The sequence below is a fragment of the Aliivibrio sp. 1S128 genome, from assembly GCF_001691065.1.
Classification (GTDB): Bacteria; Pseudomonadota; Gammaproteobacteria; order Enterobacterales; family Vibrionaceae; genus Aliivibrio.
Map to the genome: position 1 here is coordinate 57,410 of NZ_MAJV01000101.1, position 15,587 is coordinate 72,996.

The following is a 15,587-nucleotide window of genomic DNA, read 5'->3' on the forward strand; positions in this document are numbered from 1 at the left end:
TTAAAGGTATTTCACATGGCAATTAGCTCAGCAAAAGACATTATTGAAGATATTCGCTTAGGTAAGATGGTTATCCTGATGGATGACGAAGATCGTGAAAATGAAGGCGATTTAATCATTGCAGCAGAAAAAATTACACCAGAAGCGATCAATTTCATGGCAACACATGGCCGTGGTTTAATTTGTTTAACAATGACAAAAGATCGCTGTGAAAAGTTAGGTCTGCCACCAATGGTGCAAGACAATAACGCACAATTTACAACTAACTTTACGGTTTCTATTGAAGCCGCTGAAGGGGTTACTACAGGTATTTCTGCAGCAGACCGTTCTCGCACTGTTGAAGCTGCCGTTGCTAAAAATGCCGTTGCTGCTGATCTTGTTCAGCCTGGCCACATCTTCCCTCTTGCAGCACAAGAAGGCGGAGTGTTAACTCGTGCAGGACACACTGAAGCGGGTTGTGATCTAGCTCGTTTAGCCGGTTTTGAACCAGCAGGTGTTATCGTTGAAATCCTAAATGATGATGGTTCAATGGCTCGTCGTCCTGATTTGGAAATTTTTGCTGAAAAACACGATGTTAAATTAGGCACGATTGCTGACTTAATTGAATACCGTAATAACAACGAAACAACGATTGAGCGTGTTGCTGAGTGCAAATTACCGACAGAGTTTGGTGATTTTGATTTAGTAACTTACCGTGACACGATCGATAATCAACTTCATTATGCAATGAAAAAAGAAAATACATCAGGTATTGCGCCATTAGTAAGAGTTCACCTTCAAGACACTTTCACTGATATTCTTCATTCAGATCGTTGTGCAGAACGCAGCTGGACATTACCAACAGCAATGCAACGTATTGCAGCCGAAGGTGGTGTACTTATTATTCTTGGCAATGAAGAGTCAACGGACAGTATTGTTCATAAAATCAAAGTATTAGAGCGTCAAGATAACGGAGAATCGCCTACAATGGCGAAGAAACAAGGGACGTCGCGTCGCGTTGGTGTTGGTTCTCAAATCTTAGCTGATATGGGTATTTCTGATATGCGCCTGTTATCATCGTCTTCAAAGCGTTATCATTCATTATCAGGCTTTGGTCTGAATGTAGTTGAATACGTTTCAAAATAAGCGTATTGATGGGCTCTATTGTGTAAATAGAGCCCAAATAATTAGATATTTGTCACAAAGCTGTGATAGAATTCGCCGATTCTCACTATGATATGTAGTTGAAAATAGTTACCCAGTTTAATTGGAATAATATAGATACAGGAAGGCTTATGAACGTAATTGAAGGCGGCGTTGCTGCTCCTAATGCGAAAATTGCAATTGTCATTTCTCGCTTTAATAGCTTTATTAATGAAAGTTTACTTTCAGGCGCTATCGACACTTTAAAGCGTTTTGGTCAAGTATCTGAAGAAAACATCACTGTTGTTCGCTGCCCTGGCGCCGTAGAATTACCATTAGTTGCTCAACGAGTAGCTAAAACAGCAAAATATGATGCAATTGTTTCATTGGGTTCTGTTATCCGTGGTGGTACACCACATTTTGAATACGTATGTAGTGAATGCAATAAGGGTCTAGCACAAGTATCTTTGGAATTCAGTATTCCAGTGGCATTTGGTGTTTTGACTGTTGATACAATCGATCAAGCAATCGAGCGCGCCGGTACCAAGGCTGGTAATAAAGGGGCGGAGGCTGCACTAAGCGCACTCGAAATGATTAATGTTCTGTCTCAAATAGAATCCTAATGGGAGTTAGTGTGAAACCAGCCGCACGTCGTAATGCACGTCAATTTGCGCTTCAAGCAATTTATTCATGGCAAATAAGCAAAGAAAATGTTGCTGCTATTGAAGAACAGTTTTTAACTGCAGATAAGTATGATGAAGAAGAGCATCATGCAAAAGAGCCTAAACTACAAGCTCCAGAGACTGATGTAGCGTACTTCCGCGATCTTTTCTCAGGTGTTGCTCTTAACCACATTAAGTTAGACGGTAAAATGCGTCCATACTTATCTCGTCCACTTCAGGATCTTGATCAGATGGAACTTGCGTTATTACGCATGTCTATCTATGAAATGATGAATCGTGACGATGTACCTTACAAAGTTGTTATCAATGAAGCGATTGAACTTGCAAAAGTGTTCGCAGCAGAAGATAGCCACAAATTTGTAAATGGTGTATTAGATAAAGCGGCTCCAACATTACGTAAAAAGTAAGTTGGATTTAGCATACTAATTAATAGTAAAGGTCAGCCTAATCGCTGGCCTTTTTTATAACTAAAAAACGGTGTTACAGTACAATGAGTAGTGAGTTTAATTTAATTGACCGATTTTTTGTGCAAGGAAATCTATCTAGAAGCGATGTCGATTTAGGGATAGGTGATGATTGTGCACTGGTGAGTGTCCCTGTGGATCACCAAATTGCAGTGACGACAGATAGTTTGGTCGCTGGAACGCATTTTCTGGCTGATGCCGACCCAATCAAAGTAGGTTATAAAGCGTTGGCGTCTAACTTAAGTGATTTGGCTGCAATGGGAGCAAAACCAACATGGGTATCTTTAGCATTAACATTGCCTAAACCTGATGAGGTATGGCTAAAAGGTTTTTGTGAAGGTTTTTTTGGTTTAGCAAAACAGCACAATGTGCAACTTATTGGTGGAGATACAACAAAAGGCCCGTTGAGTATAACGATAACTGTGCAAGGAATAGTACCAAAAGGTGAAGCTATGACCCGTAAAGGGGCTCATGCTGGCGATGATATTTACGTAACTGGTTCATTAGGAGATAGTGCGGCAGGACTTGAAATATTATTAAATAAGCCACACGGGTTACAATCGGAATTAGAAAAAGAGTTAGAAAGTAAACATTATTACTCATCACCAAGAGTAGAATTAGCTCAGAAAATTCGTCATTTATGTCATTCAGCGTTAGATATATCAGATGGACTTATTTCTGATTTAGGCCATATACTCAAACAATCAGATGTTAGCGCTAAGATTGATGTTGAAAGTTTACCGATTTCGAATGAAGTAATTCAATATTATTTGAAAGATAGTGAACGATGCCAAAAGTTAGCATTAACCAGTGGCGAAGAATATGAACTTTGTTTCACAGCTTCGAAGGATAATAGAGTAGCGATCAAGCAAATAGCTACTGCCTTAAATCAAAACGTTAGTATAATTGGTGAAGTTTCAAATGAATCGTTTACTAACTTACAGTCTAGCGTACAATTATATAAGAATAAGACCTTACTAGATTGGCAGTTATCTGGTTATGATCATTTCAGGAGTGAAGTATGACAAACCCCCTCGCATTAATTAATTTAAAAAATCCTTGGCATTTATTAGCAACAGGATTTGGTAGCGGTTTGGCTCCAATTATTCCAGGAACAATGGGGACATTGGCTGCAATTCCATTGTATTTATTGATAGCTCAATTACCTTTTTATTTATTTGTGATTGTTGTTGTCGCCTCAGCTCTTATAGGCATCAAAATTTGTGATATCACTTCATCTGATATGAAAGTGCATGATCATGGCTCAATTGTTTGGGATGAGTTTGTTGGCTTATGGATAACAATGAGCATTGTTCCATTTTTAGATTTACCAGTAACCGATTGGAAATGGTTACTTACAGGGTTTGTTCTATTTCGATTTTTCGATATGGTTAAACCTTGGCCAATTGGATGGCTAGATAAAAAAGTTCATGGCGGCTTTGGCATTATGCTTGATGATATTGTCGCTGGATTTATGGCCCTAATTAGTCTCTGGTTAATTGGACAATATTCTGGTTGGTTATAAAAAAATGGTTAACATCAGAGCGAAAGCACGCTCTTTATTTCTGGTCGTAATTACATGCTTTAGTTATTCAAAAGCGGCTTGTGCTGATTCTGTTTTAGTCGGTTATTGGGGCTATAATGAATTTTTAGCTAAATACCCCGAAGAAAAAAAGTTAACCTCTTCATTCAAAGACATGGTTGAAATGGATCCTATTCCACTTGCTATTAAGCAAGATAAACCAGTTAAAATTTCATTTATATATCCTGGCGAACAAGCTTCTGATTATTGGAAGCGAAACTTAATTACTTTAGAATCTCGCTTAAAATCTCTAAATATTAAATATGAATTAACTCCCGTATCAACTCGCTTAAATGTTGATTTTAAAGAACAAAGCAGCTCTTTATATGATGCTATTGAGAAAAAGTACGATTACTTGATCTTTACTCTTAATACGACACGTCACCGTAAATTTATTGAGCATGTAATTCAAAGTCCTGATACTAAAATTATTGTTCAAAATATAACCACTCCAGTTAAGGCATGGCATGATAACCAGCCATTACTTTATGTTGGATTTGATCATGTGATAGGAACTAAGTTATTAGCTGATTATTATCAAGAAAAATTTCCAAATGGTGCTAAATATGGAATGCTTTACTTTTCTTATGGTTATTTAAGTACTGCTAGAGGTGATGTTTTTGTTCAATCTATGGATAATAATAAATACACATTAAGGTCTTCTTTTTATACTGAAGCAACAAAAGGCAGCGCTTACACGGCCACTAAAAATATTTTACAGCACAATTGCAATGTCGATTTTATTTATGCATCTTCAACAGATATTGCCTTAGGGGCACTTGATGCGATTAATCAAAATGCAAAGCATCGTCCTGTAATTAATGGTTGGGGCGGTGGTACGTTAGAATTAAATGCAATAAAAAATGGCACGTTGGATGTCACCGTCATGAGAATGAATGATGATACTGGCATTGCTATGGCAGAAGCGATTAAATTAGATCTTGAAGGTGAAAAAGTACCAACAGTATTTTCAGGAGACTTTGAGGTAATAACATCAGATACTCCCATTGATAAAATTGAAAAACTGGAGAAAAGAGCTTTTCGTTATTCAGGTGTGGATTTAGAACATGAGTAAAGGGAATATTTTAAAAAAAGCATCGTTAGCTGATCTTATCTTTCGTGCAATTTTTGTTATATTTTCTATATTGACGGTAGGTATTACTATTCATACTTATCAACTTAGCATTAATACTATAAATGAAGAAGTAAAAAGGAATTTACAACAAACATCTTCATTAATAACTAATTATTTTAATCATCGCTTAGCCATACTACAAATAAGACAAGATACAGATGCCGGAAGCTTAGGCCTTACCGAAAGTAATAATAAAGATCTTATTACTGGCCTTGAACATTATTTTTCAGGTATAGAAGCAAAATCTCCTGATAACTCGCCTGATTTTCGATTTATTGAAGTTGAAAATAAATTATATTGGGAGGATGGTAATAATTTATTTTTAGGCATGACAGATGACTGCCTTCAAGGAGTGATAGAAAAAAACATTCATATAAATACCTGGTATTATATGTCAATTGATAATTCTGAACCTCAAGCTCATCTTCTTATTCGGAAAACGCCAGTCGTATCTTCTTTTACGGGTAAGGTTAGAGGGTATTTATATAATGCTGAAATGTTAAATAATAACATTTCTTTTGCTCATGATATAAAGGCAGTTAGTAATAGCCAAGACGTATTTATTTTAAGTAATAAGAACATAATAGCATCTAGCATTAAAAAAGACTCTGAAGAATATAGGAATGTTGAACAGCTAATTTCTGAATCTAAAGTAAACTTACCTAATTCAAAATTAAGAGCCCCGAATAAAATATTGAATTTTACCTATGTTGACATTAAATCATTGAATGGTTCTTTATCAATACTATCATTGAATAATAAGAATAATATTGAACAGCTAGAACAGCGATTTATTTATAGTGTAGTCCTCTCTTTCTTTGCTCTTATTGCGATGGCAATTTTAATTCGAGGGTTATTTGAACATAAAATACTTTTAGCATTAAATACATTATTAAATTATACCAACAATGCATCTAAGAAAGATGTGAATATTCATTATTTAGGTAGTGGAATTTTAGAGTTTGACCATATAGGAAAACAGTTAGAGAGAACCTTTGCCGAATTAATTCAAGCTAAAGATGAGAGCTATAGGGCTCAAGCCGCTGCTGAAAAATTAACACAGGTTAAATCAGACTTTTTAGCAAGAATGAGTCATGAAATACGAACGCCACTTAATGGTATTTTAGGTATCTCTAGTTTATTAAAACAAACTACTTTAACGAATGAACAAAAGAAACAAATAACAATATTACATCAGGGTGGAGAACATCTCCTTGCTGTATTAAATGATGTATTAGATTTTTCTCAAATAGAGCAAGATAAACTCAATATTAACTATGAACCTTTTATATTAAATGAAGTGTTAGAAACGATTAAAGCAATGTATAGCCCTCTTTGTAAAGAAAAAGGAATTACCTTTATCATTGATAACCAAATTTGCCATGAAAAATGGATTAATTCAGATCAGGTTAGGATAACTCAAATTCTTTTTAATTTATTAAGTAATGCAGTTAAGTTTACACAAGTTGGCTATGTGAAGTTAAGTTTAAGTTTAAGTGAGAAAGGTGATGAATCAATATTATGTTTTAATATTGAGGATACAGGGTTAGGTATTTATGTTGATGAACAAGCCCGTATGTTTGAACCTTTTATACAAGCTGAATCTACTGAGATAAGGAGCGTCGGCGGCAGTGGATTAGGTTTAGCTATTGTAAAACAATTATTAGAGTTACTTCATGGAAATATCCATGTTGAAAGTGAGTTGGGCGTCGGTTCTTTATTTAAGGTTGAAATTCCAATATTATCTATTAAAGATAATGTAATTGTTGAGAATGATAAAATTAATATTGAATCTCAATTGCCAATTAACTTAAATGTATTGCTGATTGAAGATAACAAGTCTAACGCGTATATTGCGAAAGCTTACTGCCAAAAATATAATTTAAAGGTTGAATGGGAAGAATCAGCGAAAGCAGGAATAAGAAAACTACAAGAGCAATCGTTTGATCTCATTTTAATGGATAACCAAATGCCTGAAATGAGTGGTATTGAAGCAACTAAGTACATTAGAAAAGAATTAAAGTTGATGATCCCAATATATGCCTATACTGCTGATGTATTAAAAGAAGCAAGTGATGAGTTTTTATTAGCAGGGGCAGATTACATTATTACAAAACCAATTAAAGAGAAATCAATTTTAGATGCGTTAGTGTACTATAAATCAAATAACCATTCTAAAATTTTATTTTAGCGTAGGGTTAACTGCGCTTAATTCGAACTACTTTCATTACTTCTATATCAAATCCAGCGATTTTTTCTATAACTGGGTAATACGTTATATTCACTTTTGTATTCTTCAGTGTTTTATAAGATGAAGTTCTATTAAATTTGAATGGAGCATTACAGTTTTCAATCATAATGGTATGCTGTATCCAATCACCAGTATCTCGTTGCGTATGAGACGTTACTTTTACCTCGGCGCTATGAGTGAGTTGTTGATGTTTATTCAGCATTTTATCTACGTCTGATTTCATTACTATTACCATGTAAAGGGTGCATTACTGTGTGCCATAGTGAGAGATAAAAGGATGTTAGTCAATCAAACAAGGAGTTTATCATGTCTAAGAAAGTGTATTGCATTGCCCAGTTTTTACCAAAAGAAGGCAAATTGGATGCATTGTTTTCTGTATTACAGAGCTTAGAGCCTAATACCATGCGTGAAGATGGTTGCTTACAATATACAGTAACTCGCCAGTTACAAAGTCCATTTGCTGAAGGCCAGAGCTTTCCTATTGCATTCAATGAGATTTGGTCTGATAACGTAGCGTTTGAAGCACATTGTCAGCGTGAAGAAATTAAGCAATTTTTCGAGCAGCAATGTATGGCAGAAGATGGGTTAGTGGATAAATGGAATGTGTGTATTTATACCGATGAACCGAGTAATTTTGATGCGCCGAAATTAGGTTAAATTTTACAATCATTGCATACAAAAAATGCCACAGAGTTGTGGCATTTTTATAAGGTGCGATTAATTATAAGTCTAAATAATCTCTGATTTGTTTTTCGATACCTTTTGCATCTAAGCCTAATTCTGCATGCATTTCTTCTTGCGTACCTTGGTCAATGAACTCATCTGGTAACCCAAGTTGTAATACCGGTTTAATGAGGCGATGTTTCATTAAGAATTCAATGACACCAGAACCCGCGCCTCCAGAAATTGCATTTTCTTCAATGGTAACGAGAACATCATGGCTGGTTACTAATTCACAAAGCAATGCTTCATCTAGTGGTTTAGCAAAGCGCATGTCTGCAACGGTAGCATCTAATTTTTCAGCTGCTTCTAAACTATTGTTTAAGAAGGTACCAAAGTTTAGAATAGCAACACGCTCGCCTTTTTCCGTTATTTTCGTTTCACGAACTAGACGTCCTTTACCTATTTCCAATGCTTGCATGTCATTATTTACATCAACACCCGTTGCACTGCCTCTTGGGTAGCGAACAGCACTTGGACCTGTATGTTTGTGGCCGGTATAAAGCATTTGACGACATTCATTTTCGTCACTTGGTGTCATGATAACCATATTAGGAATGCAGCGCATAAAGCTGATATCAAATGCGCCTTGATGGGTTTGACCATCAGCACCAACTAGACCAGCACGGTCAATAGCAAACATGACGGGCAAATTCATAATAGCAACGTCATGGATAAGTTGATCATACCCTCGTTGTAAGAAAGTAGAGTAAATAGCAACGATTGGATTGTAGCCAGCAATCGCCATCCCACTAGCTAAGGTTACAGCGTGCTGCTCTGCAATCGCGGCATCAAAATATTGGCTTGGAAATTCTTTAGAAAAACGAACCATACCAGAACCTTCACGCATAGCTGGTGTGATTGCCATTAATTTGTCATCGACTTTTGCCATATCGCAAAGGAAATCCCCAAAGATATTAGAGAATGTTGGCTTTCCTCCTGATGATTTTGGTAAAGAATTATTACTTGGGTCGAATTTTGGCACACCATGGTAGCTGATAGGATCTTTTTCAGCGGGCTCGTAGCCTTTCCCTTTTTTAGTCATGATATGTAAAAACTGCGGTCCCTTAAGATTACGCATGTTTTTCAGTGTACGAACTAATTCATTCACATCATGGCCATCGACAGGGCCAATATAATTAAAGCCTAGCTCTTCAAACATCGTTCCAGGAATAACCATTCCTTTGATATGTTCTTCAGTACGCTTAAGTAATTCTTTAATCGTAGGGGTACCAGAGAGTACTTTTTTACCACCTTCACGAATCGAAGTGTAGAAGCTTCCAGATAATACGCGAGCTAATTGATTATTAAGCGCCCCAACGTTTTCTGAAATAGACATCTCATTGTCATTTAAGACGACTAACATATCTGGGTGAATATCACCGGCATGGTTCAACGCTTCAAAAGCCATTCCTGCCGTGATTGCCCCATCACCGATAACACTAACAACTTTACGGTTTGCTTGTTCTTTTTCAGCACAGATAGCCAAACCTAAAGCAGCACTGATAGACGTTGATGAATGACCTACCGATAATACGTCATATTCACTTTCATCACGCCATGGGAATGGGTGTAATCCACCTTTTTGTCGAATGGTTGCTAATTGCTCACGTCGACCAGTTAGGATCTTATGAGGGTAAGCTTGATGACCCACATCCCAGATCAATTGATCAAATGGCGTGTTATAGACGTAATGTAAGGCTACCGTTAATTCAACGACACCAAGACCAGAAGCTAAGTGACCGCTAGATTTACTCACCGAATTTAAAAGATAAGTACGTAACTCATCACATAAAGTAGGTAGGCTCTCTTTTGGTAAAGATCGTAATTCATCAGGCGTATTTGCCAAAGCCAGAATCGGGTATTTTGAAATATCTAGAGACATAGTATTAGCGCTTATCTGTTTTAGTTTTTACGCTCAATGACGTATTGGGCGAACGCTTGCATTGCATCCGTATTATAAGGGATATCATTCAACGCATTAATAGCTGTTTGGTATAACTGCTCTGCTTTATGTTTTGCACCGTCAAGGCCAAGTAAAGCTGGGTAGGTACTCTTCTCTAATTCTAGATCAGAACCTTGTGGTTTTCCGAGTGTTTCTGTATCGCTAATGATATCTAAAATATCATCTTGAACTTGAAAGGCTAAGCCAATTGCATCGGCGTATTTTTCAAGTTGAGGAAGAATTGCTTTGCCTTTTTCACCTGCGCATAATGCACCCAGCTGAATGGCACTTTTCATTAATGCCCCTGTTTTATGAGCATGTATTTGTTCTAAAGCGGCAAGGTTTACTAATTTACCTTCCGCTTGTAGGTCAAGAGATTGCCCCATGCACATTCCAGATGCACCGGATGCTTTTGATAACACTCTGATCATATCTATTCGTGATGATTCAGCCTCTGCCGAAAAAAAGCCGTTTGCCAAAATTTCAAAGGCTAAGGTTTGCAATGCATCACCCGCAAGAATAGCGGTCGCTTCGTCAAATTTAATATGACAAGTCGCATGGCCACGGCGTAAATTATCATTATCCATAGCGGGTAAATCATCATGGATTAAGGAATAAGAATGAATACATTCTACGGCCGCTGCTGCATCATCAGAGTGCTCTGCGCTAACGCCTAGCATATTTGCTGTAATGTAGACAAGATAAGGTCGTGCGCGCTTACCCCCTAATAACAATGCGTATTTCATTGCTTCAGTAAGAGGCTGTTGCTGTATTTCTATTTTTTCAAGCCATTGATGCAAGTGCTCAATATTACGTTGCTGAAAAATAGGTAATTGGTGTTTAAGTGAATCAGTCATTATCAGTATCAAAAGGCGTTAATTCAGCATTATCATCAGCTTGTAAAAGTATATCGACACGTTGTTCAGCATCGGTTAGTTTTTCTTGCCCAGCTCTTGCTAATGCGATGCCACGCTCAAATTTCTTTAATGCATCTTCAAGAGGCAAGTCGCCACTTTCTAATTGATTTACGACAGAATCTAATTCTTCTATTGCCGCTTCAAATGATAAATTTTCCGGTTTTTTTACAGCCATAATGATTCACTCTTAAAATGATCCAAGAAAGGTAACTCAGAGAGCTTAAAGGGTCAATTGAACTGGTGATAAAGTGATACATAAAAGTAAAATTTAACGAATAGGGGTTATTTTTCAAACAATATAGCAATGAAGTAATCTTTTTTGATAAAAAAATTAAACCATTCATTTCTTTGGTCGATAAGAAAGAAGCGGCAAAAAAATGATGATATTTATGGCTTAATTTTTGCTTAGCTAATTATAGATAAACACAAGTAGCAAGATAGGGGAACGCTCTGTGGATTTAGCAACGTTAATAGGCTTAGTTGGTAGTTTTGCATTTATTATTATGGCAATGGTACTGGCAGGTGGTTTAGCCATTTTTATGGACACAACATCGGTTCTTATCGTATTTGGCGGTTCTATCTTTGTGGTACTAATGAAATTTACGGTGGGCCAATTTTTTGGCGCAGGTAAGATCGCCGTTAAAGCATTTATATTTAAAACAGATGAACCTGTTGATTTAATAGTCACTATTGTTGAAATGGCAGATGCTGCGCGTAAAGGCGGTTTTCTGGCATTGGAAGAAAAAGAGATCAGCAATTCATTTATGCAAAAAGGCATCGATTTATTAGTTGATGGTCATGACGCAGAAGTGGTTAAGGCCACATTACAAAAAGACATTGCATTAACTAATGAGCGTCACGAAAAAGGGGTTGGTGTATTTACCGCTTTTGGTGATGTAGCTCCTGCAATGGGTATGATTGGTACCCTTATCGGTCTAGTGGGGATGTTGTCTAACATGGATGACCCTAAATCGATTGGTCCAGCAATGGCGGTTGCACTACTAACTACATTATATGGTTCTGTTATCTCAAATATGATTGCATTCCCTATTGCACATAAATTGGAATTACGTAAAGAACAAGAAAAATTAAATCGCCGTTTGATTCTTGATGGTATTTTAGCTATTCAAGATGGTCAGAATCCACGAGTTATTGATAGTTATTTACGTAACTACTTAAACGAGAAAAAACGCGTTGTTGATACTGGCGAAGAATAGACTAGGAGCTCATGATGGAAGATGAAGATAAGTGTAAATGTCCTCCTGGTTCCCCTATATGGATGGCAACATTTGCTGACTTAGCAACACTATTAATGTGTTTCTTCGTATTATTACTTTCTTTCTCTGAAATGGACGTATTGAAATTTAAGCAAATTGCGGGTTCGATGAAATTTGCGTTTGGTGTTCAGAATGTTCTTGAAGTAAAGGATATTCCAAAAGGAACGAGTGTTATTGCACAAGAGTTTCGCCCGGGTCGCCCTGAGCCAACACCAATTGAAGTGATTATGCAGCAAACGATAGATATTCCTCAGAAAACATTAGATTTTCATGATGGAGAGTCAGATCGTGCTGGAGGTACTAAGCGTGAATCAGGAAAGCAAACCGGGGGAGAATCATCTTCTACGTCTACGCAAACTAACTCACAAAGCGAATCTGAATCGCAAAGCCAGAGTCAGTCACAGCAAGAATTAGAAGAAATCATTAAGAAAGCGCTAGAGCGTGAGATTGATGATGGAGCGCTAGAAGTTGAAAACTTAGGGCAACAATTAGTGATTCGAATTCGTGAAAAAGGCGCTTTCCCTGCGGGGTCGGCTTTCTTGCAACCTAAATTTCGACCATTAATACGTCAAATCGGAGAGTTAGTAAAAGATGTTCCTGGGATTATTCGAGTTTCAGGACATACTGATAATCAGCCAATAGAATCAGAGTTATATCGCTCTAATTGGGATTTGTCCGCTCAACGAGCAGTCTCTGTTGCCCATGAAATGATCCGAGTAAAAGGGTTTGATAGTGAGCGTTTAAGAGTACGAGGAATGGCATCAACAGAGCCATTAGTACCGAATAAATCGGCAGCGCAGCGTGCACGTAACCGTCGTGTTGAAATCAGTATTATGCAAGGTAAGCCTCATGAAAGTGATGAAGTACCAAGCGGCCAGTAATTACGTGCTTATAAATAGATAATGCAGAAAGGCGAGTTGAATTAGCAACTCGCCTTTTTTTTCGGTATAATCTTGCGCCTTAGATTAGGGCTCAGCCAATCTAATCTTATTATATTTATTTGATCGTTACTCCACATCAGTGAAGCCTATATATGAAGTTTATCGTTAAGCCACACCCAGAAGTTTTTGTTAAAAGTGATTCAGTACGTAAGCGTTTTATTCGTATTCTTGAAACGAATTTACGCAGTATCATTAAACGCGATACAAAAGGCGTTGAAGTGATTAACCGTCGTGATTACATTGAAGTTTCAGGTCTTGACGGCACATACCGTAATGAAGTGCTTACGGCAGTAACTCATACTCCAGGTATTCACCATGTATTAGAAGTTAAGCAAACTGAATTTACAGATATGCATAACATCTATGAACAATGTTTAGAAATGAACCGTGAGATCATTGAAGGAAAAACCTTCTGTGTTCGTGTGAAGCGTCGCGGTACTCATCCATTTACCTCAATTGAGTTAGAGCGTTACGTGGGTGGCGGCTTAAACCAAGCGGTTGAGTCTGCAAAAGTTCGATTAAAAAATCCTGACGTCACTGTTAAGTTTGAAGTCGAAAACGAAAAGCTAAACTTAGTGATTGCTCGTCATAAAGGTCTTGGTGGTTTCCCTCTTGGTACTCAAGAAGATGTATTAAGCCTTATCTCTGGCGGCTTTGATTCAGGCGTATCAAGTTACCTACATATCAAACGTGGTTCAAAAGTACATTACTTGTTCTTCAACCTAGGTGGCCCAGCTCACGAAATTGGTGTTAAACAAGTTTCTCATTTCTTATGGAAGAAATACGGTTCATCTGCAAAAGTAAAATTCATCGCAGTTGATTTTGAACCTGTGGTTGCTGAGATCCTTGAAAAAGTAGACGACGGCCAGATGGGTGTTGTCCTGAAACGTATGTTTATGCGAGCAGGAGGCATGGTTGCAGAGAAATTAGGTATCCAAGGTTTGGCTACTGGTGAGGCGCTAGGTCAAGTATCAAGCCAAACACTAACGAATTTACGCCATATTGATAATGTAACCGATACATTGATCCTTCGTCCGCTAATTAACTGGGATAAAGAAGATATCATTAATGTTGCTCGTGAAATTGGAACAGAGGATTTTGCTAAAACAATGCCTGAGTATTGTGGTGTGATTTCTAAAAAACCAACGATCAAAGCTGAAAAATTAAAATTAGAGAAAGAAGAAGCTAAATTTGATTTCTCTATTCTTGACCAAGTAATCTACGATGCTCGTGTAATGGATATTCGAGCGATTGAAACAGAAAGCCAAGAGCAAGCACCAGAAGTTGAAATGGTTTCTGAGTTAGGCTCTGATGTTGTCGTTCTTGATATTCGTAGCTCTGAAGAAGAAGATGCGAACCCATTAGAGATTGAGGGTGTAGAAGTTAAGCATTTGCCTTTCTTTAAGATAGCGACTCAATTTGGTGATTTAGACCAATCAAAAGAATATTTATTATACTGTGAACGCGGTGTAATGAGCCGTCTTCAAGCATTATTGCTAATCGACAATGGCTATAAGAATGTAAAAGTATACCGTCCATAGATTACGGTCTCTTTATTCATTAAGTGATTCCTAAAGGGAGCTGATTATTCAGTTCCCTTTTTTATTGTTGTATTTTTTATTTTGAATTGCTGGGTAATGAAATCAATAAAAACTCTTAAACGATTGGGCATGTGTTTACTTTTTATAAACTGGATCATGACATCGCCATGATAGCTTCCCTTAAGCTTCCACTCTGGCAATACTTCGATTAATTCCCCTTTTTTGATTTTGTTATCTACAACAAAATTAGGAAAAACCCCAATGCCAAAATGATGCATAACGGCATCAAGTCGCATTTCTGTGTGGTTGACAATAAATCGGCCATTTACATTGATAGTAAATGACTCGGAGCCCTGCTGTAGTGTCCATTCATTATCATGAAGGTTTTCTCCAAGATACAAGCATTCATGATTGGCTAGTTGTTTCGGATGAGTTAGCTTTCCTTTTTTTGTTATGTACTCTGGAGTGGCGCAAAGAGTGAGATCTACCGTGTCGATTACTTTTGCGACGAGATGTTCTTGTGGTTGGTTGGTTAACTTGAAAATCAAATCAAGGTTGTCATGGAGAGGATCGCAAGATTGATCCGTTACTTTTATTTGAAGCTTTATATTTGGATAACGGTCGACAAAATCAATCAATATTGGCTGTAAAACCTGCTTACCAAAGGCCTTCGGGGTTGCAATTCTTAGTATGCCTTCAATTTTAGTATTGTTGCTATCTGAAGCATGAATCGCCTCTTGTGCGTTCTCAATGATGTTTTTGCAATAATTGTATGTTTCTTTTCCCGCAATTGTCAGAGTTTGTTTCCGTGTGGTTCTTTCTAACAACTTAATATTTAACGCATTCTCAAGTCGAGAGATCTGACGGCTTACCCCTGATGGAGTCATATCAAGAGTGACTGCGGCTTTAGTGAAGCTTTCGGATTCGACAACTGTCACAAAGGCAGCCATATCAGGTAATAACGCTATAAGTTTATTTATGTCCATCAGTCACAAAAGATTTGATTTAA

Annotated in this window: 16 protein-coding genes; 11 read left to right on the top strand and 5 right to left on the bottom strand. The window is 37.3% G+C overall.

The genetic code is table 11. The features are described from left to right. Positions 1-15 precede the first annotated feature (15 nt). The 7 genes from ribBA to A6E03_RS11580 all read left to right on the top strand — a co-directional run bounded on the left by ribBA (position 16) and on the right by A6E03_RS11580 (position 7,177). Positions 16-1,125, top strand: a complete 1,110-nt coding sequence (gene ribBA, locus A6E03_RS11550; RefSeq protein ID WP_065592103.1) for a bifunctional 3,4-dihydroxy-2-butanone-4-phosphate synthase/GTP cyclohydrolase II — start codon at positions 16-18, stop codon at positions 1,123-1,125. 149 nt (positions 1,126-1,274) lie between these two features. Then, positions 1,275-1,745 (top strand): 6,7-dimethyl-8-ribityllumazine synthase, encoded by a 471-nt coding sequence (gene ribE, locus A6E03_RS11555; protein WP_065592104.1) that lies wholly within the window; start codon positions 1,275-1,277, stop codon positions 1,743-1,745. After that, positions 1,745-2,212 (top strand): transcription antitermination factor NusB, encoded by a 468-nt coding sequence (gene nusB, locus A6E03_RS11560; protein ID WP_012549698.1) that lies wholly within the window; start codon positions 1,745-1,747, stop codon positions 2,210-2,212. Before ribE ends, nusB begins: the two co-directional genes overlap by 1 nt. An 83-nt stretch (positions 2,213-2,295) precedes the next feature. Further along, positions 2,296-3,294, top strand: a complete 999-nt coding sequence (gene thiL / locus A6E03_RS11565) for a thiamine-phosphate kinase (RefSeq protein ID WP_065592105.1) — start codon at positions 2,296-2,298, stop codon at positions 3,292-3,294. Next, positions 3,291-3,794: a phosphatidylglycerophosphatase A gene (gene pgpA / locus A6E03_RS11570; protein ID WP_065600911.1), complete on the top strand. Its 504-nt coding sequence runs from the start codon at positions 3,291-3,293 to the stop codon at positions 3,792-3,794. The genes thiL and pgpA overlap by 4 nt, the downstream gene beginning before the upstream one ends. 4 nt (positions 3,795-3,798) lie before the next feature. Then, on the top strand, positions 3,799-4,926 hold the full coding sequence (locus A6E03_RS11575) for a substrate-binding domain-containing protein (protein ID WP_065600912.1): 1,128 nt from the start codon (positions 3,799-3,801) through the stop codon (positions 4,924-4,926). Further along, complete coding sequence (locus A6E03_RS11580; protein ID WP_065600913.1) at positions 4,919-7,177, top strand: LuxQ periplasmic sensor domain-containing protein; 2,259 nt, start codon at positions 4,919-4,921, stop codon at positions 7,175-7,177. The genes A6E03_RS11575 and A6E03_RS11580 overlap by 8 nt, the downstream gene beginning before the upstream one ends. A gap of 7 nt (positions 7,178-7,184) precedes the next feature. On the opposite strand, the gene A6E03_RS11585 is transcribed toward A6E03_RS11580, so the two are convergent. Continuing rightward, positions 7,185-7,460, bottom strand: coding sequence for a hypothetical protein (locus tag A6E03_RS11585; protein WP_065600914.1), 276 nt, complete (start codon positions 7,458-7,460; stop codon positions 7,185-7,187). A gap of 83 nt (positions 7,461-7,543) precedes the next feature. Between A6E03_RS11585 and A6E03_RS11590 the strand changes: the two genes are divergently transcribed. After that, positions 7,544-7,894 carry a putative quinol monooxygenase gene (locus tag A6E03_RS11590; RefSeq protein ID WP_065592110.1) on the top strand — a complete coding sequence of 117 codons (351 nt, stop codon included), beginning with the start codon at positions 7,544-7,546 and terminating at the stop codon, positions 7,892-7,894. Positions 7,895-7,958: 64 nt separating this feature from the next. Here the strand turns inward: A6E03_RS11590 and dxs are convergent, their stop codons facing one another. The 3 genes from dxs to xseB are packed head-to-tail and all read right to left on the bottom strand — an operon-like array spanning position 7,959 to position 10,994. Then, entirely contained in the window at positions 7,959-9,842 is a 1,884-nt protein-coding gene (gene dxs / locus A6E03_RS11595; protein ID WP_065592111.1) for a 1-deoxy-D-xylulose-5-phosphate synthase, read from the bottom strand. A 20-nt stretch (positions 9,843-9,862) separates the two neighbouring features. Then, positions 9,863-10,759, bottom strand: coding sequence for a (2E,6E)-farnesyl diphosphate synthase (gene ispA / locus A6E03_RS11600; protein ID WP_065600915.1), 897 nt, complete (start codon positions 10,757-10,759; stop codon positions 9,863-9,865). Further along, complete coding sequence (gene xseB, locus A6E03_RS11605; RefSeq protein ID WP_060993561.1) at positions 10,752-10,994, bottom strand: exodeoxyribonuclease VII small subunit; 243 nt, start codon at positions 10,992-10,994, stop codon at positions 10,752-10,754. The genes ispA and xseB overlap by 8 nt, the downstream gene beginning before the upstream one ends. 277 nt (positions 10,995-11,271) lie before the next feature. Between xseB and pomA the strand changes: the two genes are divergently transcribed. From pomA to thiI, 3 genes are all read left to right on the top strand, one after another. Further along, the gene (gene pomA, locus A6E03_RS11610) at positions 11,272-12,036 is read left to right on the top strand and encodes a flagellar motor protein PomA (RefSeq protein WP_065592113.1); all 765 of its coding nucleotides are present in this window, start codon (positions 11,272-11,274) and stop codon (positions 12,034-12,036) included. 14 nt (positions 12,037-12,050) lie between these two features. Then, positions 12,051-12,977, top strand: coding sequence for a flagellar motor protein MotB (locus A6E03_RS11615; protein ID WP_065600916.1), 927 nt, complete (start codon positions 12,051-12,053; stop codon positions 12,975-12,977). A gap of 152 nt (positions 12,978-13,129) precedes the next feature. Further along, positions 13,130-14,578: a tRNA uracil 4-sulfurtransferase ThiI gene (thiI, locus tag A6E03_RS11620; protein ID WP_065600917.1), complete on the top strand. Its 1,449-nt coding sequence runs from the start codon at positions 13,130-13,132 to the stop codon at positions 14,576-14,578. 44 nt (positions 14,579-14,622) lie between these two features. Here thiI and A6E03_RS11625 read toward each other — a convergent pair whose 3' ends face one another. Beyond that, positions 14,623-15,564: a LysR family transcriptional regulator gene (locus A6E03_RS11625; protein WP_065600918.1), complete on the bottom strand. Its 942-nt coding sequence runs from the start codon at positions 15,562-15,564 to the stop codon at positions 14,623-14,625. Positions 15,565-15,587 lie beyond the last annotated feature (23 nt).

Bases quoted from the DNA above. Each gene is read 5' to 3' on its own strand.
- xseB (WP_060993561.1), bottom strand. From the start codon at position 10,994: ATGGCTGTAAAAAAACCGGAAAATTTATCATTTGAAGCGGCAATAGAA.
- ribE (WP_065592104.1), top strand. From the start codon at position 1,275: ATGAACGTAATTGAAGGCGGCGTTGCTGCTCCTAATGCGAAAATTGCA.
- thiL (WP_065592105.1), top strand. From the start codon at position 2,296: ATGAGTAGTGAGTTTAATTTAATTGACCGATTTTTTGTGCAAGGAAAT.
- A6E03_RS11585 (WP_065600914.1), bottom strand. From the start codon at position 7,460: ATGAAATCAGACGTAGATAAAATGCTGAATAAACATCAACAACTCACT.
- A6E03_RS11590 (WP_065592110.1), top strand. From the start codon at position 7,544: ATGTCTAAGAAAGTGTATTGCATTGCCCAGTTTTTACCAAAAGAAGGC.
- pgpA (WP_065600911.1), top strand. From the start codon at position 3,291: ATGACAAACCCCCTCGCATTAATTAATTTAAAAAATCCTTGGCATTTA.
- nusB (WP_012549698.1), top strand. From the start codon at position 1,745: ATGGGAGTTAGTGTGAAACCAGCCGCACGTCGTAATGCACGTCAATTT.
- ribBA (WP_065592103.1), top strand. From the start codon at position 16: ATGGCAATTAGCTCAGCAAAAGACATTATTGAAGATATTCGCTTAGGT.
- thiI (WP_065600917.1), top strand. From the start codon at position 13,130: ATGAAGTTTATCGTTAAGCCACACCCAGAAGTTTTTGTTAAAAGTGAT.
- A6E03_RS11625 (WP_065600918.1), bottom strand. From the start codon at position 15,564: ATGGACATAAATAAACTTATAGCGTTATTACCTGATATGGCTGCCTTT.
- A6E03_RS11575 (WP_065600912.1), top strand. From the start codon at position 3,799: ATGGTTAACATCAGAGCGAAAGCACGCTCTTTATTTCTGGTCGTAATT.
- A6E03_RS11615 (WP_065600916.1), top strand. From the start codon at position 12,051: ATGGAAGATGAAGATAAGTGTAAATGTCCTCCTGGTTCCCCTATATGG.
- ispA (WP_065600915.1), bottom strand. From the start codon at position 10,759: ATGACTGATTCACTTAAACACCAATTACCTATTTTTCAGCAACGTAAT.
- dxs (WP_065592111.1), bottom strand. From the start codon at position 9,842: ATGTCTCTAGATATTTCAAAATACCCGATTCTGGCTTTGGCAAATACG.
- A6E03_RS11580 (WP_065600913.1), top strand. From the start codon at position 4,919: ATGAGTAAAGGGAATATTTTAAAAAAAGCATCGTTAGCTGATCTTATC.